The sequence below is a fragment of the Methylobacterium phyllosphaerae genome (genome assembly GCF_001936175.1).
Taxonomy (GTDB): Bacteria; Pseudomonadota; Alphaproteobacteria; order Rhizobiales; family Beijerinckiaceae; genus Methylobacterium; species Methylobacterium fujisawaense.
In genome coordinates this window covers 3636588-3655420 of the sequence record NZ_CP015367.1, presented here as the reverse complement: position 1 = coordinate 3655420, position 18833 = coordinate 3636588, and the positions used below count along the sequence as shown (strand labels likewise).

General features: G+C 70.3%; 17 protein-coding genes and 1 pseudogene. 4 read left to right on the top strand and 14 right to left on the bottom strand.

The features are described from left to right. Nucleotides 1-40 precede the first annotated feature (40 nt). Nucleotides 41-664, top strand: a complete 624-nt coding sequence (pdxH, locus tag MCBMB27_RS16595; protein WP_083683572.1) for a pyridoxamine 5'-phosphate oxidase — start codon at nucleotides 41-43, stop codon at nucleotides 662-664. 70 nt (nucleotides 665-734) lie between these two features. Here pdxH and MCBMB27_RS16590 read toward each other — a convergent pair whose 3' ends face one another. The 9 genes from MCBMB27_RS16590 to MCBMB27_RS16550 all read right to left on the bottom strand — a co-directional run bounded on the left by MCBMB27_RS16590 (nucleotide 735) and on the right by MCBMB27_RS16550 (nucleotide 10098). Further along, nucleotides 735-1427, bottom strand: a complete 693-nt coding sequence (locus tag MCBMB27_RS16590; RefSeq protein WP_043386413.1) for a 50S ribosomal protein L25/general stress protein Ctc — start codon at nucleotides 1425-1427, stop codon at nucleotides 735-737. 159 nt (nucleotides 1428-1586) lie between these two features. Next, nucleotides 1587-2015 carry a hypothetical protein gene (locus MCBMB27_RS16585; RefSeq protein WP_139231610.1) on the bottom strand — a complete coding sequence of 143 codons (429 nt, stop codon included), beginning with the start codon at nucleotides 2013-2015 and terminating at the stop codon, nucleotides 1587-1589. 281 nt (nucleotides 2016-2296) lie between these two features. After that, nucleotides 2297-3187 carry an ABC transporter permease gene (locus MCBMB27_RS16580; protein ID WP_043386406.1) on the bottom strand — a complete coding sequence of 297 codons (891 nt, stop codon included), beginning with the start codon at nucleotides 3185-3187 and terminating at the stop codon, nucleotides 2297-2299. A 2-nt stretch (nucleotides 3188-3189) separates the two neighbouring features. Beyond that, on the bottom strand, nucleotides 3190-4125 hold the full coding sequence (locus tag MCBMB27_RS16575; RefSeq protein WP_075380879.1) for an ABC transporter permease: 936 nt from the start codon (nucleotides 4123-4125) through the stop codon (nucleotides 3190-3192). Nucleotides 4126-4330: 205 nt separating this feature from the next. Beyond that, the gene (locus MCBMB27_RS16570) at nucleotides 4331-5593 is read right to left on the bottom strand and encodes an ABC transporter substrate-binding protein (protein WP_043386400.1); all 1263 of its coding nucleotides are present in this window, start codon (nucleotides 5591-5593) and stop codon (nucleotides 4331-4333) included. 17 nt (nucleotides 5594-5610) lie between these two features. Next, nucleotides 5611-6606 carry an ABC transporter ATP-binding protein gene (locus MCBMB27_RS16565; protein WP_075380878.1) on the bottom strand — a complete coding sequence of 332 codons (996 nt, stop codon included), beginning with the start codon at nucleotides 6604-6606 and terminating at the stop codon, nucleotides 5611-5613. 298 nt (nucleotides 6607-6904) lie between these two features. Then, nucleotides 6905-8332 (bottom strand): dihydropyrimidinase, encoded by a 1428-nt coding sequence (gene hydA / locus MCBMB27_RS16560; protein ID WP_075380877.1) that lies wholly within the window; start codon nucleotides 8330-8332, stop codon nucleotides 6905-6907. 204 nt (nucleotides 8333-8536) lie between these two features. Further along, on the bottom strand, nucleotides 8537-9541 hold the full coding sequence (locus MCBMB27_RS16555) for a GlxA family transcriptional regulator (RefSeq protein WP_075380876.1): 1005 nt from the start codon (nucleotides 9539-9541) through the stop codon (nucleotides 8537-8539). After that, nucleotides 9538-10098, bottom strand: coding sequence for an isochorismatase family protein (locus MCBMB27_RS16550; RefSeq protein ID WP_075380875.1), 561 nt, complete (start codon nucleotides 10096-10098; stop codon nucleotides 9538-9540). Before MCBMB27_RS16550 ends, MCBMB27_RS16555 begins: the two co-directional genes overlap by 4 nt. 120 nt (nucleotides 10099-10218) lie before the next feature. Between MCBMB27_RS16550 and MCBMB27_RS16545 the strand changes: the two genes are divergently transcribed. The 3 genes from MCBMB27_RS16545 to MCBMB27_RS16535 all read left to right on the top strand — a co-directional run bounded on the left by MCBMB27_RS16545 (nucleotide 10219) and on the right by MCBMB27_RS16535 (nucleotide 12565). Beyond that, complete coding sequence (locus tag MCBMB27_RS16545) at nucleotides 10219-10932, top strand: SIR2 family NAD-dependent protein deacylase (RefSeq protein WP_075380874.1); 714 nt, start codon at nucleotides 10219-10221, stop codon at nucleotides 10930-10932. Nucleotides 10933-11246: 314 nt separating this feature from the next. Next, nucleotides 11247-11474: a hypothetical protein gene (locus MCBMB27_RS16540; RefSeq protein WP_043352204.1), complete on the top strand. Its 228-nt coding sequence runs from the start codon at nucleotides 11247-11249 to the stop codon at nucleotides 11472-11474. 311 nt (nucleotides 11475-11785) lie between these two features. Continuing rightward, nucleotides 11786-12565 (top strand): DUF1194 domain-containing protein, encoded by a 780-nt coding sequence (locus MCBMB27_RS16535; RefSeq protein WP_043385316.1) that lies wholly within the window; start codon nucleotides 11786-11788, stop codon nucleotides 12563-12565. A 152-nt stretch (nucleotides 12566-12717) separates the two neighbouring features. On the opposite strand, the gene MCBMB27_RS16530 is transcribed toward MCBMB27_RS16535, so the two are convergent. The 5 genes and pseudogenes from MCBMB27_RS16530 to MCBMB27_RS16515 all read right to left on the bottom strand — a co-directional run bounded on the left by MCBMB27_RS16530 (nucleotide 12718) and on the right by MCBMB27_RS16515 (nucleotide 18710). Further along, nucleotides 12718-13101 (bottom strand): hypothetical protein, encoded by a 384-nt coding sequence (locus tag MCBMB27_RS16530; protein WP_043352202.1) that lies wholly within the window; start codon nucleotides 13099-13101, stop codon nucleotides 12718-12720. Between the two features lie 75 nt (nucleotides 13102-13176). Further along, nucleotides 13177-15507 carry a xanthine dehydrogenase family protein molybdopterin-binding subunit gene (locus MCBMB27_RS16525; RefSeq protein ID WP_043385197.1) on the bottom strand — a complete coding sequence of 777 codons (2331 nt, stop codon included), beginning with the start codon at nucleotides 15505-15507 and terminating at the stop codon, nucleotides 13177-13179. Then, the gene (locus MCBMB27_RS16520; RefSeq protein WP_043385201.1) at nucleotides 15504-15983 is read right to left on the bottom strand and encodes a (2Fe-2S)-binding protein; all 480 of its coding nucleotides are present in this window, start codon (nucleotides 15981-15983) and stop codon (nucleotides 15504-15506) included. Before MCBMB27_RS16520 ends, MCBMB27_RS16525 begins: the two co-directional genes overlap by 4 nt. 267 nt (nucleotides 15984-16250) lie before the next feature. After that, nucleotides 16251-16595: pseudogene (locus MCBMB27_RS30990) on the bottom strand (DUF6968 family protein); the annotation flags it as partial. Nucleotides 16596-16691: 96 nt separating this feature from the next. Continuing rightward, nucleotides 16692-18710 carry a potassium transporter Kup gene (locus tag MCBMB27_RS16515; protein ID WP_043356352.1) on the bottom strand — a complete coding sequence of 673 codons (2019 nt, stop codon included), beginning with the start codon at nucleotides 18708-18710 and terminating at the stop codon, nucleotides 16692-16694. Nucleotides 18711-18833 lie beyond the last annotated feature (123 nt).

Below are 18833 nucleotides of genomic sequence, written 5' to 3'. Positions count from 1 at the left end.
GCCCCCTCAGGCCCTTGACGCGGCAGGCAGGAGTCTTGGCGTGGATCAGTTAAGGACCGATGACCCGAAGAGCGCGGACTTCACACTGAGCGACGACCCCTTCGGGCTGTTCGCTTCCTGGATGAAGGACGCGGAGGCGGCCGAACCCGAGGACCCGAACGCGATGGCGCTCGCCACCGCCGGGTCGGACGGGCTGCCGGACGTGCGGATGGTGCTGCTGAAGGGCGTCGACGCCCGCGGCTTCGTCTTCTACACCAACACGCAATCCACCAAGGGGGAGGAGCTGGCCCAGAACCCGCAAGCCGCCCTGGTGCTGCACTGGAAGAGCCTGCGTCGGCAGGTGCGGGCCCGGGGCCCGATCACGCCAGTGACGGCCGAGGAGGCGGATGCCTATTTCCAGAGCCGCCGCCGCGAGAGCCGGCTCGGCGCCATCGCCAGCCAGCAATCACGCCCGCTCGCCGATCGCGCCACGCTGATGAGCGCCGTGGCGGACCTCTCCGAGCGCTACGGCGAAGGGCCGATCCCCCGGCCGGAGCACTGGACCGGCTTCCGCATCGCGCCGGTCACCCTCGAGTTCTGGCAGAACGGCGATTTCCGCCTGCACGACCGGGTCCGCTTCACCCGGGCCGGCGATGGCTGGAGCCGCGCGCGGCTCTATCCCTGACCGCCCGCCCGAACGAAGAGAGCCCCGGCAGGGCCGGGGCTCTCGAGAGTGCGGAGCAGTGCGACGAGGCTCAGGCCTCCTCGCCGTCCTTCTTCTCGTCCTCGGAGGTCTCGGCCTCGGCTTCGGCCTTCTCCTCGGCGGCCTCGGCCGACTGCGCCTCGGCGATGGCGGCCTCCTCGGCCTCCACCTCGGCGCCCAGCACGGTCGGCGGCACGATGTTGGCCACCGGATCGGTCGCCTCACCGGTGTAGGTGCCGGCCGGGATCTTGATGTCGGAGACGTGGATCACGTCGCCGATCGCGCGGCCGGTCAGGTCGACCTCGATCGCGTCCGGGATCTGATCCGGGGCGACGTCGAGGGCGAGCGTGTGGGCCACGATGTTGAGGGTGCCGCCGAGCTTCTTGATGCCGGGGGCCGCGTCCTCGTTGACGAAGTGCACCGGCACCTCGACGGTGACGGTCTGGCCCGAGACGACGCGCAGGAAGTCGACGTGCAGCGGCACGCCGGAGACCGGGTCGAGCTGGAAGTCGCGCGGGATCGCGCGGATCTTCTTGCCGCCAGCGTTGATCTCGAACAGCGTCGTCTTGAAGCCGCCCGCGTAGATCAGGGTGCGGGTGCGGATGAGATCGACCGCGATGGATTGCGGCGGCTGGCCACCGCCGTAGATGACGGCGGGAATCTGGCCCTGGCGACGAACGGCCCGGGCGGCCCCCTTGCCGACCCGGTCGCGTGCCACGGCCTCAAGCGTCTTGACTGCGCTCATGGCGTGATCCTTACGAATTGCTGGAGCCGGAACGCGAAAAGGCCGCCCTGTGCGGACGGCCAAGCCCTTCCCGACGCGCCCCTGCCTCCAAGGGTGTCTCGGGGGCGCGGGCTGCGCATACACGGATGGGGGTGGGTTGGCAATGTTGCGGTGGAGCCCTTACGCGGCCGCGAGGCCGCGGCGGAGGATGATGCCGATCGCCTCATCCCGGGTGGGACGCTCCGGCTCGGACAGGCGCCACGCCTCGATCGCGTTCAGCACATCCACAGGGATGGAAGCCGCGTCGACCGGCTGGGGGGCGCCAACCATCACACCGAAGCGGCTCAATGCGAAAGGCGATTCACCCTCGGCGGTCAGGTATAGGGTGGTCGCGACCTTTTCTCCGCTCGCCAAGCGATCGACGATGTCGTGCGCCTCGTGCAAGTCCAGGCCGAATGCCATCAGGGCCTTCACGAGGTCGACGGGCTGATCGTTCGAGGCCGAAATCTGAAGCACGAGTTCAACGGGGATACCGGAAGGGTGGTGGCCGGCGCCCCCGTTTCGGTCCCGCTCCTGTCGTTCGAGCGCCTCCTTCAATGACGACCGCATCGACTTCAGCCTCTCTCAGGATCTCCGCGCCGATCGCGTTCAGCCCCGCTCGCCCAAGGGCACCCTTGTGCAGCCCCTGGATGTGGGCGCGACGAAAATACAAGGTTCGGCCGATCTGCTCCAGTTCGCCGACAGCCTCCAGCCGTCCGGCAGGCGTCTCGATCTCGATCAGAACCGTATTGCCGCGGCCGTAAGCGAGGATCGCGATCGCAACGGAACCAGATGGCCACACCCGCGAACCTCGTCGACTCGACGGCCTCCAGGGTGAGCGGGTAAGCGCCCTACCGCAACCCCGCCATGGCCCGCCGCGCCCGGCGCTTCTGCAGCCACAGGGTCAGGCCGAGCGCCGTCCCGATCACCAGCGCCGAGACGGCGGTGGTCATCGTGCCCAGCGCATAGATCTCCGGCGTCGTCACCGTGGTGGTCAGGCCCTGCAATTCCAGCGGCAGGGTGTTGCGGCCGCCGATCGCCTGGCTGGTGCGGGCGAGTTCGTCGAACGACAGGGTGAAACCGAACAGCGCGACGCCGACCAGGGCGGGGGCGAGGATCGGCACCACCACGTGGCGCAGCGTCTGCGGACCGCTGGCGCCGAGGTCGCGGGCGGCCTCCTCGTAGGCCGGGTCGAACCGGTTGAAGACCGCGAACATGATCAGCAGGCCGAAGGGCAGCGTCCAGGTCAGGTGCGCCCCCAGCGCCGAGGTGTAGAGGCCCATGAGCGTGCCGTGATCCTCCAGGAACCCCCAGCCGGTGGCGGCGGCGAGCGCCTTGATCGCATCGTCGAGGAGCCGGAACTCCAGCCCGATGCCCAGCGAGACCACGATCGAGGGCACGATCAGGCTCGACACCGCCAGGGCGAAGACGAGGCCGGCCCCCCGAAACCCCTTCCGGAAGGCGAGGCCGGCATAGAAGGCGATCGTCACGGTGAGCGCCATCACCACGAGGCCGAGGGCCAGGGAGCGCCGCAGAGCCGCCCAGATGTCGACCACGCCGACGCCCTCCCAGAGCTTGGCGAACCAGTGGGTCGACACGCCGTTCATCGGGAAGGTCAGGCCGCCGGAGGGCCCCTGGAAGCTCAGGGCCAGGATGGTCAGCGTCGGCCCGTAGAGGAACAGGACGTAGAGGGCGAAGACGCCGGCCAGGAGATAGAAGGCGAGGCCGCGGGGCCGGTCCATCGCTACAGCTCCCGCCGGAGGTCGATCATGCGGGTGAGTCCCAGGATCATCAGCAGCACGGCAGCCAAGAGCACCATGGCGTTGGCCGCGGCGGCCGGGAATTGCAGGTAGGCCATCTGCACCTGGATCACCTTGCCGACGCTGGCGATCTGCTGGCCGCCCATGACGCCGACGGTGACGAAGTCGCCCATCACCAGGGTCGTCACGAAGATCGTCCCGATGGCGATGCCGGGCTTGGCCAGCGGCAGGATCACGGTCCAGAGGATCTGCGCGCCGGACGCGCCGCCGTCGCGCGCCGCCTCGATCAGGCGCCGGTCGATCCGCGCGAGACTGTTGAAGATCGGCACGATCATGAACACCGTGTCGAGGTGCACGAAGGCCAGGACCACCGCGAAGTCGGAGTAGAGCAGGCCCTCGATCGGCGCGCGGATCAGCCCGAGGGCACGGAGCGTGTCGTTGACGAGGCCGTTGCGGCCGAGCAGCGGGATCCACGAGATCATGCGGATCACGTTCGAGGTCCAGAACGGGATCGTGCAGAGCAGGAACAGCCCCATCCGCACCGTGCCGGAGCGGATGTGGAAGGCCAGGAAGTAGGCGATGGCGAAGCCCAGCGGCAGGGTGATCGCCAGCGTCAGCGCGACGAACTTCACCGTCGAGAGATAGGTGCGCAGCGTGGTGCAGAGGTCGGCGGACAGGCAGCCGTCGAAGACGTCGGCGTAGTTCTGCAGGGTCAGCGCCGGGATGATCTCGTACTCGTTGTACTCCCACAGCGAGACGATCCCGGTGAGCACCAGCGGCACCACCAGGAAGACGAGGAAGACGAGGGCCAGCGGCGCGGCCTGGAGATAGGCGAGGGTGCGGCGGCGCGGGCGGCCCGCAACGGTGGGGGCTGCGGTCCGCGCGGCGGTCTCGGCGGCGGGCAGGGCGAGATCGGTCATCGGATTCGCCCCACGCGCGCCGCCGCTTCCCTCCCCCTCTGCGGGCTCCGATGTTCACACATCGGCTCCCGCGAGGCGCACCGCGCCCCCTCTCCCGTGCGGGAGAGGGGGCCCGCGTTCCATCCGGCAGCCGCGTGGCCGCGCAGGACGGGCGTCTCCGAGGGCCCGCGGAGGGAGAAGGACGGGGAGGGGGCGCCCACCGCCCTCACGCCGCGATGAACTCGTTCCACTTGCGCACCATGTAGGTGTTCTCGTCCATCACGGCGTTCCAGCAGGCGACCGCGCCCATCCGCGCGTCGAAGGAGCCGCCGTCGCGGGTGGCGCCGGCCTTCTCGATCAGGGTGCCGTCGGGACCGAGGATGTCCTTCTCGGCGGGCTTGCCCTCCATCCAGAAGGCCCATTCGTAGGGCTGCATGTTCGCCTGTGCGGTCTCCAGCACCGCCGAGTAGTAGCCCTGTCGGTTCAGGTAGGCCCCGGCCCAGCCGGACAGGAACCAGTTGATGAAATCGTAGGCGGCATCGAGCTTCTTGCCGCTCAGGGTCTTGGGGATGCCGAAGCCCGAGGCCCAGGCCCGGTAGCCTTCCTTCAACGGCTGATAGGTGCAGGGCACGCCTTGCGCGCGCACCTTCGTGACGGCGGGCGACCACATCGACTGGATCACCGTCTCGCCCGAGGCCATCAGGTTCACGGATTCGTTGAAGTCCTGCCAGAAGGCGCGGAACTGGCCGGCGCGCTTGGCCTCGATCAGCACCTTGATGGTGCGGTCGATCTCAGGGCGCGTCATGTTGCCCTTGTCGCCGTAGGTGTAGTCGCCGGTGGCCTCCACCACCATCGCGGCGTCCATGATACCGATGGACGGGATGTTGAGGATCGAGGCCTTGCCCTTGAAGGCCGGGTTCAGGAGCTCCTTCCAGCTCGTCACCGGGATCTTGATCAGGTCCGGCCGGATGCCCAGCGTGTCGGCGTTGTAGACGGTGGGGATCAGCGAGATCCACTCGGTCTGTTCGCCGGCAAATTTTTTCGAATCCTGGCCCTCCAGATAGAAGACCTTCCGGGGGGCCGTGCCCTGGTCGCCGATCTTCCGGCCCCCCACCTCGCCCTTGGTGAAGATCGACGAGATCTTGTCGGCCAGTTTGATCCGTTTGGCGTCCATGCCCTGGAGGTTGCCGGAGGGCAGGATCTTCTTGAGGCTGAAATACTCGGTGTCGACCAGGTCGAAGGAATTCGGCTGGGTGACGACGCGCTTGGTCACCTCGTCGGTCACCACCGGTATGTACTCGATGGTGAGGCCCAGATCCTCCTTCACCTTCCTGGCGATGTCGGCGGACTGGTTCACCGCGGTGCCGAGGTAGCGCAGGGTCACCGGCTCGGCGGCGTGCACCGCCGGGAAGCCGGTGACAGGCGTCGCGGCCAGCGCGGCGGCCCCCTTCAGGAGCGTGCGCCGGCTCGGCTTCGAGAAAGCATCCATCGTCGTCTCCGTACCGGTTACGCGTCGAGGCGGTGGGCGGCGGCCGCGTCCCAGCCGACCGGAATCGTGTCGCCCGGGCGCAGCGGGCGGGCCGCGAAATCCGCGTCGCTGAGGATCGCCGTGAGGGCGGCGGGGCTCTCAGGCGCGCGCTCCAGCCCCTCTGCGTCGAGGCCGACATGGACGCTGGTGCCCTGGTACTCGACAGCCACCACCCGGGCCGGCCGCGCGGCGGGGCCGGCCTCGGCGCCGAGGCGCATCCGGTCCGCCCGCACGGCGATGAGCCCGTCGGGCAGGCGGATCACGTTGTGGCCGCCGATGAACCGGGCCACGAAGGCGGTCGCCGGCCGCTCGAACACGGTGCGCGGGTCGGCGGCCTGCTCGATCCGCCCGGCATTCATCACCACCACGAGGTCGGAGAGCGCCATCGCCTCCTCCTGGCTGTGGGTGACGTGGATGAAGGTGAGGCCCAGCTCGGTCTGGATCCGCTTCAGCTCGACCCGCATCCGGACCCGCAGGAACGGGTCGAGCGCCGAGAGCGGCTCGTCGAGCAGCAGCACCTTCGGGCCGGTGACGAGGGCGCGGGCGAGCGCGACGCGCTGCTGCTGGCCGCCGGAGAGCTGGGCCGGCAGGCGCCCGGCGAGGTGGCCCATCTGCACGAGGTCGAGCATCGCCATGGCCTTGGCCCGGCGCTCCGCCTTGCCGATTCCGCGCATCCGCAGGCTGAAGGCGACGTTGTCCCGCGCATCGAGATGCGGGAACAGGGCGTAGCTCTGGAACATCATGGCGGTGCCGCGCTCGGACGGCGCCGCGTCGCCCACTGCCTTCGGGCCGATCACCACGTCGCCCGCGCTGGCGCGCTCGTGGCCGCCGATCATCCGGAGCGTGGTGGTCTTGCCGCAGCCGGAGGGGCCGAGCAGGCAGCAATAGGCCCCGGACGGCACCTTCAGGTCGATGGCATCGACCGCGGTCGCCGCGCCGTAGCGCTTGGTCAGGCCGATCAGCTCGACATTCATGTGAGGCTCGCCTGCTTCCGGCGATGTGCAAGATACAAGAGTGGCACGATCACTCTTGAAGGCCGCGACACGCCCCCTCTCCCGTGCGGGAGAGGGTAGGGGTGAGGGACGAGAACGTTCAGGACGGGGCACACCCTTGCCGTGCGCGCCCTATCCGGACGCCGCACGCCCCTCACCCTGTCCCTCGCCCGCACGGGAGAGGGGACCCGCGCTCGATCCGGTCGACGCCGCGTCCGCAACATCGATTCCCCCTGTGTCGCCCGCCATCCGACACCGGAGAGCAAGCGGCGGGCCAAGGCTACGCCTCCCGCCGCTCGGCCGGATCGACCGCCCGGTCCAGCACCCGCCCGCGGCCCGGCTCGGACAGGACCCGGCCGTCCTCGGCGATGACCTGCCCGCCCGCGATGGTCATCACCGGCCAGCCGGTGACCTCGAACCCCTCCCAGGGCGTGTAGTCGGAGCCGTGGTGCAGGTTCGCCTGGCGGATGGTCTCGCGCCGGTTCGGGTCCCAGAGGGTCAGGTCGGCGTCGAAGCCCGGGGCGATCGAGCCCTTGCGCGGGTAGAGTCCGTAGAGCTTCGCGTGGTTCGTGGCGGAGAGCGCGGCGAACTGGTTGAGGCTGATGCGCCCCTTCGAGACCCCTTCCGAGAAGAACACCGGCAGCCGCGTCTCGATGCCGGGGATACCGTTCGGGATCCAGCGGAAGGAGGTCTTACCCCGCGGGTTCAGCTTGCCCTGCGGGTCGTCGTAGCGGAACGGGCAATGGTCGGACGAGACCACGTCGAAGATCCCGCGCCGGATCCCCGACCACACCGCCTCCTGGCTCTCGACGTCCCGCGTCGGCGGCGAGCAGACGTATTTCGACCCCGCCATGGGGTCGTCCTGGCCGAGCCCCTTCATGTCTTCGGCCGTCAGGGTCAGGTATTGCGGGCAGGTCTCGGCCCGGATCTTCAGGCCCCGTCCCTGAGCCCAGGCGATCTGCTCGGTGGCCTCGCGGCCCGAGACGTGGACGATCACGATGGGCAGGTCGATCAGCTCGGCGTGGCTGATGGCCCGGTGGGCCGCCTCCCGCTCGACGATCTCGGGGCGCGACAGGGCGTGGCCGTAGGGCCTCGTCTCGCCCGCCCGCTCCAGACGCTCGCTGAGGTAGCGGATTGCGTCGTAGCCCTCCGCGTGGACCATGACCCGGGCGCCCTGCCGCCGCGCGACGTGGAACACGTCGAGGAGCTGGCGGTCGTTCAGCACGAGGTCGTCGTAGGTCATGAAGACCTTGAACGAGGTGTAGCCGTCGGCGACCAAGGCCGGCAGCTCCTGGCCGAGCACCGCCTCGGTCGGGTCCGAGATGATCATGTGGATCGCCACGTCGACGTGGCACTGGCCCTCGGCCCTGGCCCGGTAGGCGTCGACCGCCCCGCGCAGGGAGGCGCCCCGGGGCTGGAGCGCGAAGGGCATCACGCAGGTGTTGCCGCCGGCCGCCGCCGCCCGAGTGGCGCTGGCGAAGTCGTCGGCCATGACGATGCCGGGGCCCGAATCCTGGGCGATGTGGACATGGCTGTCGATGCCGCCGGGCAGGACCAGCAGGCCGGAGGCGTCGATCACCCGGGCGGCGTCGGCGATGCCCTCGGCCACAGCCACGATCCGGCCGCCGCGCACGCCGACATCCGCCCGAACCGTGTCGCTCGCCGTGACCACGGTCCCGCCGCGGATCGCCAGGTCGAATTCGGGCATGATGCGCTCTCCTCCGCGCCCGCGGGCGCCTGTCGGGACGGGCGGATGCATCGTCCGCGCCGATTCGGACGATGCGAGGAGGGCACAGCCATCTGGCGGGGTCCAGAGCGTGGTCAGGGGGATCCCAAAGGGCTCACCCCTTTGGCAGGGGTTCGGGGGCGGTGCCCCTGAGGCCCCAGGGCTCCGCCCTGGACCCGCGAAAGGTCACGGACCTTTCGAAACCAAGATTTGGGTTCGGAGATTCGAGGGCGCGGCGTCGTGGAACTGACGCCAGACCCGCCGCATGTGGCGGGCCGAGCCGAAGCCCGCGCGGTCGGCGACCTGCTCCAGGGCAAGGTCGGTCTGGGCGATCAGGTCCCGGGCCAGCGCGATCCGGGCGCGGTTGACCGCGTCGGTCACCGTCATCCCGGCATGGACCCGGAACAGCCGGGCGAGGTTGCGCGGGCTCGCCCCGGCGAGGCGGCCGAGGATCTCGGGGGACCAGGCGCGGGCGGGTTCGGCGGCGATCGCGTCCTGGGCGCGGTGCACCACCGGGTGCAGGTGGCTGCGGCCTTCGAGCCAGGGTGAGAGCTGCGGGTCGTCGGGGCCGCGCCGCATGTAGACCACCAGGGTCCGGGCCGCCGCCAGCGCCGCGGCCGGGCCGGCCCATTCGGCGACGAGATGGAGCATCAGGTCCACGCCCGCGGTCACGCCGGCGCTGCTGAACCGGTCCCGGTCCTGCACGAACAGCCTGTTCTCCAGCACCCGCGCCTGCGGCGCCAGGGCGGCGAGCCGGGCGCAGCTCGCGTGATGGGTGGTGCAGGCATAGCCGTCGAACAGGCCGGCCCGGGCCGCCAGCAGCGTACCGTCGCAGACCGTCACCAGGGTGTGGCCCGGCCAGACCGCGCCGCGCAGCCAGTCGACGATCCGCGCTTCGGCGGCGCCCTCGTCCGGATCGGCCTCGCCGCCGAGCACCCGGGCCGACGCGCCCGGCACGAGCACCACGGTGCCCGGCGCGATCGCCTCCGGCAGCGGCTCGGTGCCGCCGAGATCCAGACCGATCGAGCAGCGGGTGCGCGCCTGCGGCGCCACGTAGCGCACCGAGAACGCGACCCGCTCCTGAGCCGCCCCGGCGATGCGCAGGACCTCGACCGGTCCCGCGAGGTCGAGCAGCAGGGTGCGCGGCGGCAAGACCACGAGGACCGGGATGCGCCGCGCCGTCCCGCTCATGCCGCGACCGGCAAGTCCCGACCGGCGAGCGCCTGCTCCACCGTGGCGATGCGGGCGAAGCGGTCCATCAGCACCAGCTCGGTGCGGGCCTTGATGTCGTCCGCCGTGAACCGGCGTCCGGACGGATGGGTCATCGCGAAGGTCAGCGTCGCCTCGGTGACGTAATCCACCTGCCAGCCGCTGTCGGAGGCGTGGCGGGTGGTGGTCTCGCAGCATTGCTCGGTGCGGATGCCGGATACGATCAGGCGCCGTATGCCGTGCTGCGTCAGCCAGCCGGGCAGGCCGCTATCGACCAGGGCGCTGTGCCGGCGCTTGTGGAAGATCGCCGTCGGCGCGATCACGATCGGCTCCAGGGTGCGGACATGGCCGGAGGCGGCGGCGAAGGGACCGCTCTCGGCGAGGTGGAAGATCTGCAGGATCGGAATCCGGCGCGCCGCGGCACCGTCGATGAGCGTCTGCAGGCGCTCGGTGAAGGGCGCGACATCGGCGTCGTTCCAGAAGGGCCTGTGCCGGAAGGATTCCTGGACATCGATGACCAGCAGCGCAACATCGGACATTTCGTGTCTCCCGCTCGGTGAAGCGAGCCGCAGGATTCCTCGGCTTGGCCCTGGGCGAAAGAAACCGCGCTGCCAGCCAGCGGACATATCCGGCCAATTTCCGGCGAGCAGGAGCACCGCATGACGGACCATCCCAGGACGATCTTCGCGCTGACCGGGGCGGGCGTCTCGGCCGAGAGCGGGCTCGGCACGTTCCGGGACCGCGGCGGGATCTGGGCGCGGTTCGACCCGATGCGGCTCGCCACCCCGGAGGCCTACGCGGCCGACCCCGACACGGTGCTCGACTTCTACGACCATCGCCGCCGCGGCGCGGTCGCGGCCGAGCCGAACGCCGCGCATGTCGCTCTGGCGCAGGCCGAGGCGCGGCTCGCCGCGCGGGGCGGGCGGCTGTTCCTGTGCACGCAGAACGTCGACGACCTGCACGAGCGGGCCGGCTCGCAGGCGGTCACCCACATGCACGGCGAATTGCTCAAGGCGCGCTGCTGCGCCTGCGGTGCGGTCACGCCGTGGTGCGCCGACCTGAGCCGGGCCGATCGCTGCCCCGCCTGCGGCGCGTCGGGCCGGATGCGGCCGGACGTGGTCTGGTTCGGCGAGATGCCGATGCACCTCGATGCGATCGAGGCTGCGCTGGCCGGGGCGGACCTGTTCGTGGCCGTGGGCACGTCGGGGGCGGTCTACCCGGCGGCGGGCTACGTCCGGCAGGCCTGGGCGCTCGGCATCCCGACCTGCGAGGTCAACCTGGAGCCGTCCGACAACGCCGACGCCTTCGACGAGGCCCGGTACGGGCCGGCGAGCGCCGCACTGCCGCGCTATCTGGCCGAACTCGGCCTCTAGGCGGGCCCGGGGGCGGCGGCGCGGGTCCATGAGGGTCCATGAGGGTCCATGCGGAGACTCGGGACGGGCAACGGCCGGGTCCGACCGCGCGGCATTCGCGAGCCGGTTTGCCAAGCTGTTGTGAGAACAGGATTTTTCGATCCGTGATCGCCCGGATCCGGCCAGGATCAAAATCTTAAATGACGCGAATCACATCGGCGCGAGCTGTCAAGAACTGGTCGGGCAGTTGCCCACGGGTTACAACAGTCAAGCTCGGGATCGGCGTCGCGGCCTACCCGGGCGTTCGTTGAAGCCACAAGGGGAAGCAACTACCCATGCAGCACTTCACCGTAACCGACCGCGAGCGTGACACCGTCCTGGCGGCGCTGCGCTATTACCAGTTCTACCGGATGCAGGGTCATCCGTTCGATCCCCGCCAGGATCACCTGATCGACACCATCGCCGGCCGTGCCGGCGAGGCGCTGGACCTCGCCGAGATCGACGATCTCTGCGCCGGCCTGAACGGCAACCGGCACGCCCTCGCCGCCGCGGCGGCGGCCTAAGCACCTTCCGGGGCGGCCGAGGCCGTCCTCGACGACCCCGCGGCCGGCCCAGGGATGGGGCCGGAGGACGGGCCACCTCCGAGATGAGCGGGCTACCGCCGCCGGAGCGAATCCTCCTCACCGGGGCCGGGCTTCGCGCCCGCACGACACCCTGCCGACGCGCATCCGGGCCTGCCCGCAGCGCGTCGGTCCGACGGGCGGGGCCGCGCGGCGGCCCCCCCGAAAGGCCGGTTTCGCGTCCCGTCGAAACGTGGCCTAACGGATGCGCGACGGCCGCAGGGCCGCGCCTTCCGGGAGTGCCGAGGCCGATGATGCGGACGGGTTCGGGATGGATCCGCCGCGGCGCGCTGCGGGGCGCCGGCCTCCTGCTCCTCGGGCTGGCGCCCGCCAAGGCCGCGCCCGAGAGCGTCGCCACCGCGCTGGTCGTCTCGGTGGACGTGTCGCAATCCGTCGACGAATCCCGCTTCCGGCTCCAGATGGAGGGCATCGCGGAGGCCTTGGAAGATCCGTCGGTGATCGGCGCGATCACCGGCAATCCGGGCGGGATCCTGTTCGCGATGGTGACCTGGGCGGACCGGGCGAACCTCGCGGTCGGCTGGCGGCGGATCGCCAACCGCGTCGATGCTGCGGCGACCGCCGCCCTGGTCCGGGCCACGCCCCGGCAGGCCGGCGAGTTCACCTGCCTCGGCCAGATGTTCCGCACGGTGACCGACGCCGTGCTCCCGACGCTCCCGATCCCGGCCGAGCGCGTGGTGGTCGACGTCTCCGGCGACGGGATCGACAATTGCACCGACGCCGACAGCCTCGCGGAGGCGCATGCGGCGCTGCTCGCCACCGGCGCGACGGTCAACGGCCTGCCGATCCTGGTGCCGGGCGAGAACGACGTGGTCGGGGCCGGGGCCTATCGGGCGCCGGGCTACGGCCTGCTCCCGACCCCGCTGCCGCAGGAACGCACGAGCCTGGAGCAATGGTACCGCGCCCACGTCATCGGCGGCCCGGGGGCGTTCCTGCTGGCGGCCGCCGGCTACGGCGATTTCTCGCGGGCGTTGCGGCGGAAGTTCGTGATCGAGATCAGCGCGCTGGGCCGGTGAGGGCGGCAAAGCCAGCCAGGGCTCACGTCGAACCCTTCCCCTCATCCTCAGGTGACCGCGCAGCGGGCCTCAGGATGAGAGAGGTGGCTTGGATCGATGCGGGAGCGGCCAGCCTCGCGCATCGAACCCGTCAGCCCGTTTTATGAAGTGCCTCAGGGTGTCTTCTTCAACTGCTGCTCGACGCGGGACAGGGCCGCCTCGCAGCCCTTGGCGTCACCCTTCGAGTCGGCCGTGCGCGCCTCCTCGAGGGCGACCTGCGCCTGCTGGGCGGCATCCGCCCCCTGGCCGGCCTGGGCCGACTTCTCCGGCGGCGCCTCGGGGGATTCCTTCGCCCGCTGACCCTCCGTGCCGGTGACCCCCTCGCCGCCGCGCTTGGCGGCATTGCCCTGGCCGCTGGTCGAGGCGGAGATCGACTGCCTCATCTCGGACTGAACCCGCTTGGAAACGCTGTCGATCCGGTCGCCGCAGGGCGAGGCGAGGGCCGGGGCTGCCGTCAGGATCAGGGTCAGGCAGGCCGTCAGGGCGGGACGCATCATCGGGTCGGGTACTTTCCAAAAGAATGGGGCCGCAGGTTCCCCCTGCGGCCCCAACGTCTCGCGACGGGTGACGGTTCAGGCGCTCAGCTGATCGCGGATCGGCAATTGCCGGACCCGGCGGCCGGTGGCCGCGAAGATCGCGTTGGCGATCGCCGGCGCCACCGGCGGCACGCCGGGCTCGCCGACGCCGCCGAGCGGCCCGTCCCAATTGCCGGTCGGCACGAGGTGCACGCGGACCACCTTCGGGGCGGCGTCGATCCGGAGGACCTCGTAGCCGTCGAAGTTGTTCTGCACCGCCCGGCCCTGCTTGAAGGTGATCTCGGAGGTCAGGGCGAGCCCCATCCCCATGACCACGGCGCCTTCCATCTGCGAGCGGATGCGCTCCGGGTTCACCTGCGGCCCGCAATCGACCGCGATGTCGATCGCCTTCACCTTCACCTGGCCCTTGTCGTCGACCTCCACCTCGGCCGCCACCGCCGTGTAGGTGACGAAGCTGTAGTGGCCGGCGATGCCGAGGCCGGTGCCCTTGGGCATCTGCCGCCCCCAGCCCGCTCCCTTGGCGGCCGCCTCGATCACGCCGCGCAGGCGGCCGGTCTCGATCGGGTAGCGCTTCGGGTCTTCGCCGTAGTTCCAGACGTCGCCGATCTCGGTCGGGCTGATCTTGCGATCGGGTCCGATGAGGTCGAGCAGGTACTCCTTCGGCTCGCGGCCGGCGGCGTGCGCCAGCTCCGACACGAAGGACTGGATCGCGAAGGCGTGCGGGATGTTCGACACCGAGCGGAACCAGCCGATGCGGACATGGGCGGCAGCCTCGGGGTTCTCCAGCCGCATGTTCGGGATGTTCAGCGGCGTGTTGACCAGCCCCATCCCGAGCTCGAACGGCAGCTCGTGCTTCGGATCGGGCGCGAAGATCGAGCCGATCGTCGGCGCCACCGAGCGGTGCAGCCACGCCACCGGCATGCCCTTGTCGTCGAGGCCGGCCTCCAGATGCTCCACCGAGATCGTGTGGTAGAAGCCGTGGTGCAGGTCGTCCTCGCGGGTCCAGGCGAGCTTCACCGGGGCGCCGCCCACGGCCTGCGAGCAGAGCGCCGCCTCGACCACGTAGTCGGGCTTGGACTTGCGCCCGAATCCGCCGCCGAGCAGCGTCACGTTCACCTTGACCTTGTCGTCGGGCAGCTTGAGCGCCTTCATCAGGCGGTCGTTGGCCGCCTGCGGACCCTGCGTGCAGGCCCAGGCCTCGCAGAACCCGTCCTTCACGCGGGCCACCGCGGCCGGGGGCTCCATCGGCGCCTGGGCGAGGTGGGGCACGAAGTACTCGGCCTCGACCCTGGTCTTGGCCTTGGCGAGGGCGCCGTCGACGTCGCCCTGCGTGCGCACGACCTTGCCGGGCTTGCGGGCCGCGGCCTCCAGCTCCTTGCGGAACGCGTCCGTGTCGTAGCCGGCGTTCGGACCGTCGTCCCAGGTGATCTTGAGGGCGTCCCGGGCCTTCAGGGCCGCCCAGGTGTTCTTGGCCACCACGGCGACGCCGCCGAGCGGCATGAACTCGGACGGGATCGTGCCGCCGTCGATCTTGAAGATCTTCACGACGCCCGGGACCTTCTTGGCCTCGCTGTCGTCGAAGGACTTCACCGTGCCGCCATAGACGGCCGGGCGCGCGACGACCGCGTAGAGCATCCCGTCGAGCTTGGTGTCGAGGCCGTAGACGGCCTTGCCGGTGGTGATGTCGAAATTGTCGATCAGCCCGACCTTGCCGGTGCCGATGTAGCGGAAGTCCTTGGGGTCCTTCAGCTTGACGTCGGTGGGCACCGGCAGCTCGGCGGCGGCCTGGGCCACGGCCCCGTAGCCGAGGGTGCGGCCCGACTTGGCGTGGGTCAGGGTGTGGTTGACCGCCGTCACCTCGGAGGCCGGCACGCCCCATTGCTTGGCCGCGGCCTGGATCAGCATCAGCCGCGCGGCGGCGCCGGCGTGGCGGAAGTGCTGGAAGAAGTGGCGGGTCGAGCGCGAGCCGTCGGTGTCCTGGTTGCCGAAGCGGGTCTCGTCACCCCAGGCCTGGACCACCTTCACCTTCGACCAGTCGGCCTCCAGCTCGTCGGCGACCGTGAAGGCCACCGAGGTCCGGATGCCCTGGCCCATGTCGGAACGGTGGTTGGTCACCGTGACGGTGCCGTCCGGCGCGATGGCGACGAAGATCTTCGGATCGTCGCGCCAGCCGTGCGGCATGCCGTCGGCGCCGAATTTTTGGGCCTTCTGCTCGGCGGTCTGGGTCTCGTCGGCTCGCGCCGGACGCAGCGATAGGGCCAGAACGAGAGCGCCGGCGCCGCCGAGGATCCCGCGGCGGCTGACATTGTCGAGGGCCGGCTTGGTGCCGGCGGCGAGCTGGGCGCTCATCTTCGCGTCGTGGATCACAGGCGCTCTCCCTTGGTGGCGGGCGCCGGCTGGCCGGCAGCCTGATGGATCGCGGCGCGGATGCGCGGGTAGGTGCCGCAGCGGCAGATGTTGCCGCTCATGGTGTCGTCGATGTCCTGATCGGACGGCTTCGGCGTGTCCTTCAGGAGCGCGGCGGCCTGCATGATCTGGCCGCACTGGCAGAAGCCGCACTGGGCGACGTTCTGGTCGCGCCACGCCACCTGCACCGGGTGGTTGCCGTCCGGCGACAGCCCCTCGATGGTGACGACCTCCTGGCCGGCGGCGGCCGAGACCGGGGTGATGCAGGCACGGGTCGCCGTCCCGCCGAGATGGATGGTGCAGGCCCCGCAGAGCGAGACGCCGCAGCCGAACTTCGTGCCGGTGAGCCCAAGTTCGTCCCGCAGGTACCACAGCAGCGGCATGTCGGGGTCGCCGTCGAAGCTGCGCGCAGCCCCGTTCACGGTGAGTTTGATCATCGTTGCGTCCTGTCTGGCGGCGCCGGAGCGGCGATCAGTCGGGTCTGAGCCGGGCCGGAGGCCAAGGCCGGATTTGCCGGCTAACGTTCACCGATGCGGCCGGGCCGCCGGGCTAACGCTCAAGCTCAGAATAATAAGTATTCTAAATCAGGCCTCGGGCCGGGCGCAACGCAGGGACGCGGCCGGTCATCCGCGAGTGGTTGCGCTCAGGACATGCCGCGTGCGGCGGCGCACATCGTCAGGGCGTGCGATCACAGGCAGCATGCCTCACGCGGGGCACGACGTGATCCACGACCGCGCGCACCCGGTGCGCGTGGCGTGCCGGGTGGCTTCGCTCCGCTCGCACAGGGAGCGCAGGGCCCTCGCTCCTCGAGACCTTGTCCGCGCCGATCGGACGCGCGTGGCCGTTCTACGGAATAGGAGAGCCGGCCCATGCCCGGGCTTTGCCCCCGCCCGGGTGCCGGTCTCGTGGGCCGCGCTGACCTTGAGGTCGATGCCGGACCTCTGCATCGCTAAGTGGACGGCCCGCAGCGCATCGACGCCGGCCCCGAAATTGTTGCACGGCTCCTCGGGCCGGCCGATCGTGAAGCGGCAGATCCCGTGCCCGTCCGTGTCTTCCGGCGCTCGAGCCGGACCGCGCCGGGAATGTCCGCCACCGGCCCACGGATCGTCAGGACGCGCGCGCCGATGACCATGGCGGCGCGGCCCTCAGACCGTCACCTGCGTCCCCACCTCCACCACACGTCCGGTGGGGATCTGGAAGAAGTCCGTGGCGTCGTTCGCGTTCTTGGCGAGGGTGATGAAGATCCGGTCCTGCCAGAGCGGCATGCCCGAATGCGCCGCCGGCCGGATCGAGCGGCGCGACAGGAAGAACGACGTCGCCATGATGTCGAACTTGAAGCCCTGGCGGCGCAGCAGCACCAGCGTCTTCGGGATGTTCGGCGTCTCCATGTAGCCGAACTTCATCACGACCCGGTAGAAATGCGGGCCCACCGGCTCGATCCGCACCTTGTCGGCCTCGTTGGAGCGGGGCGTGTCCACCGTCTCGACGGTGAGGATCACGTTCTTCTCGTGCAGCACCTTGTTGTGCTTGAGGTTGTGCAGGAGCGCGGCCGGGGCGATCTCGGGATCGCTCGTCAGGAACACCGCGGTGCCGCGCACGTGGTGGGGCGGGCTCTTCTCCAGCATGCCGACCAGTTCCACGAGCGGCACGTCGGTCTTGCGGGTCTTGTTGAACAGGATCGTGACGCCCCGCACCCAGGTCCACATCAGGATGATGAGGCCGCCGGCGAGCAGCAGCGGCACGTAGCCTCCTTCCACCACCTTGATCAGGTTTGACAGCAGGAACAGGAACTCCAGGACGATGAAGGGCAGCATCACGGCGGCCGCCGCCACCGGCGACCATTTCCACATGCGCCACATCACCAGGAAGGTCAGCGAGGCGGTGAGCAGCATCGTACCGGTCACCGCGATGCCGTAGGCCGAGGCCAGCGACGAGGAGGTCTTGAACAGCACCGCCAGCAGGACGACGCCCACCATCAGCAGCCCGTTGATCTGCGGCAGGTAGATCTGCCCGGCATGCGACTCGGAGGTATGGCGGATCTCCAGCCGCGGCAGCAGGCCGAGCTGGATCGCCTGCCGGGACAACGAGAAGGCGCCGGTGATCACCGCCTGGCTCGCCACCACGGTGGCGATCGTCGCGAGGATCACCATCGGCAGCAGGCCCCAGGCCGGCACCAGCTGGAAGAACGGGTCGGCGGTGTCGGGCTTCTCCAGCACCAGGGCCGCCTGCCCGAGATAGTTGAGGGCGAGCGCCGGGAAGACGAGGCCGATCCAGGCCAGCTGGATCGGCTTGCGGCCGAAATGGCCGAGATCGGCAAACAGCGCCTCGGCCCCGGTCACCGCCAGGAACACCGCGCCCAAGGCCACCAGCGCCCCGGTGCCATGGCCGAGCAGGTAGTTCACGGCGTGCCAGGGATTGACGGCGCGGAACACCTCCGGGTGCAGGCCGATATGCGGCAGTGCCGCCAGCGCCATGGCGAGGAACCACACGATGGTCACCGGCCCGAAGAAGGCCGCGACCTTGCCGGTGCCGCGGTTCTGCACGAGGAACAGCGCGACGATGATCACCACGGTGATCGGCAGGACGTAATCGTCGAGGGCGGGGGTGACGAGCTTCAGGCCCTCCACCGCCGAGAGCACCGAGATCGCCGGGGTGATCACCGCGTCGCCGTAGAACAGCGAGGCGCCCATCAATCCCAGCATGAACACGATGCGCGAGCCGCCCAGCGCCTTCCGGGCGAGCGCCATCAGCGAGAGGATGCCGCCCTCGCCGTTGTTGTCCATGCGCAGCAGGATCGCGACGTATTTCACCGTCACGATCATGAACAGCGCCCAGAGGATCAGCGAGACGGTGCCGATCACCTCCTCGGGCAGCAGGATGCCGTCGGTGCGGGCGGGGACCAGCGCCTCGCGGAAGGCGTAGAGCGGACTGGTGCCGATATCCCCGTAGACGACGCCGACGGAGCCGACGAGGAGCGTCCAGAAGCCGGCATGGCCGTGGCGCGTCTCCGCCTTCTCGGGGGCATCGAGGGTGCCGGAGGTCGCCGGCCCGTGCATGGGCGTCTGGCCGGTCGTCTCGTCGGACGCCGCGGCGGCCTCCCGCGCGGCGTCGGGCGCTGCGGGCGCGGGCTGGGCTGCTACGCCGGGTGCGAAGTTGTGGCTCATGGGGATGTCGGAAGCTCGGGCGTGGCCGGCGCTTCGCGGTTCGGCTCAGGGGCCAGTCGGGGCCGGGCAGAACACGCGAACACTCCGCCGAACCGTGCGGGCCGGCCACCGGGCCGACCGCTC

Bases quoted from the DNA above. Each gene is read 5' to 3' on its own strand.
- MCBMB27_RS16590 (WP_043386413.1), bottom strand. From the start codon at position 1,427: ATGAGCGCAGTCAAGACGCTTGAGGCCGTGGCACGCGACCGGGTCGGC.
- MCBMB27_RS16585 (WP_139231610.1), bottom strand. From the start codon at position 2,015: ATGCGGTCGTCATTGAAGGAGGCGCTCGAACGACAGGAGCGGGACCGA.
- MCBMB27_RS16580 (WP_043386406.1), bottom strand. From the start codon at position 3,187: ATGGACCGGCCCCGCGGCCTCGCCTTCTATCTCCTGGCCGGCGTCTTC.
- MCBMB27_RS16575 (WP_075380879.1), bottom strand. From the start codon at position 4,125: ATGACCGATCTCGCCCTGCCCGCCGCCGAGACCGCCGCGCGGACCGCA.
- MCBMB27_RS16570 (WP_043386400.1), bottom strand. From the start codon at position 5,593: ATGGATGCTTTCTCGAAGCCGAGCCGGCGCACGCTCCTGAAGGGGGCC.
- MCBMB27_RS16565 (WP_075380878.1), bottom strand. From the start codon at position 6,606: ATGAATGTCGAGCTGATCGGCCTGACCAAGCGCTACGGCGCGGCGACC.
- hydA (WP_075380877.1), bottom strand. From the start codon at position 8,332: ATGCCCGAATTCGACCTGGCGATCCGCGGCGGGACCGTGGTCACGGCG.
- MCBMB27_RS16555 (WP_075380876.1), bottom strand. From the start codon at position 9,541: ATGAGCGGGACGGCGCGGCGCATCCCGGTCCTCGTGGTCTTGCCGCCG.
- MCBMB27_RS16550 (WP_075380875.1), bottom strand. From the start codon at position 10,098: ATGTCCGATGTTGCGCTGCTGGTCATCGATGTCCAGGAATCCTTCCGG.
- MCBMB27_RS16545 (WP_075380874.1), top strand. From the start codon at position 10,219: ATGACGGACCATCCCAGGACGATCTTCGCGCTGACCGGGGCGGGCGTC.
- MCBMB27_RS16540 (WP_043352204.1), top strand. From the start codon at position 11,247: ATGCAGCACTTCACCGTAACCGACCGCGAGCGTGACACCGTCCTGGCG.
- MCBMB27_RS16535 (WP_043385316.1), top strand. From the start codon at position 11,786: ATGCGGACGGGTTCGGGATGGATCCGCCGCGGCGCGCTGCGGGGCGCC.
- MCBMB27_RS16530 (WP_043352202.1), bottom strand. From the start codon at position 13,101: ATGATGCGTCCCGCCCTGACGGCCTGCCTGACCCTGATCCTGACGGCA.
- MCBMB27_RS16520 (WP_043385201.1), bottom strand. From the start codon at position 15,983: ATGATCAAACTCACCGTGAACGGGGCTGCGCGCAGCTTCGACGGCGAC.
- MCBMB27_RS16515 (WP_043356352.1), bottom strand. From the start codon at position 18,710: ATGAGCCACAACTTCGCACCCGGCGTAGCAGCCCAGCCCGCGCCCGCA.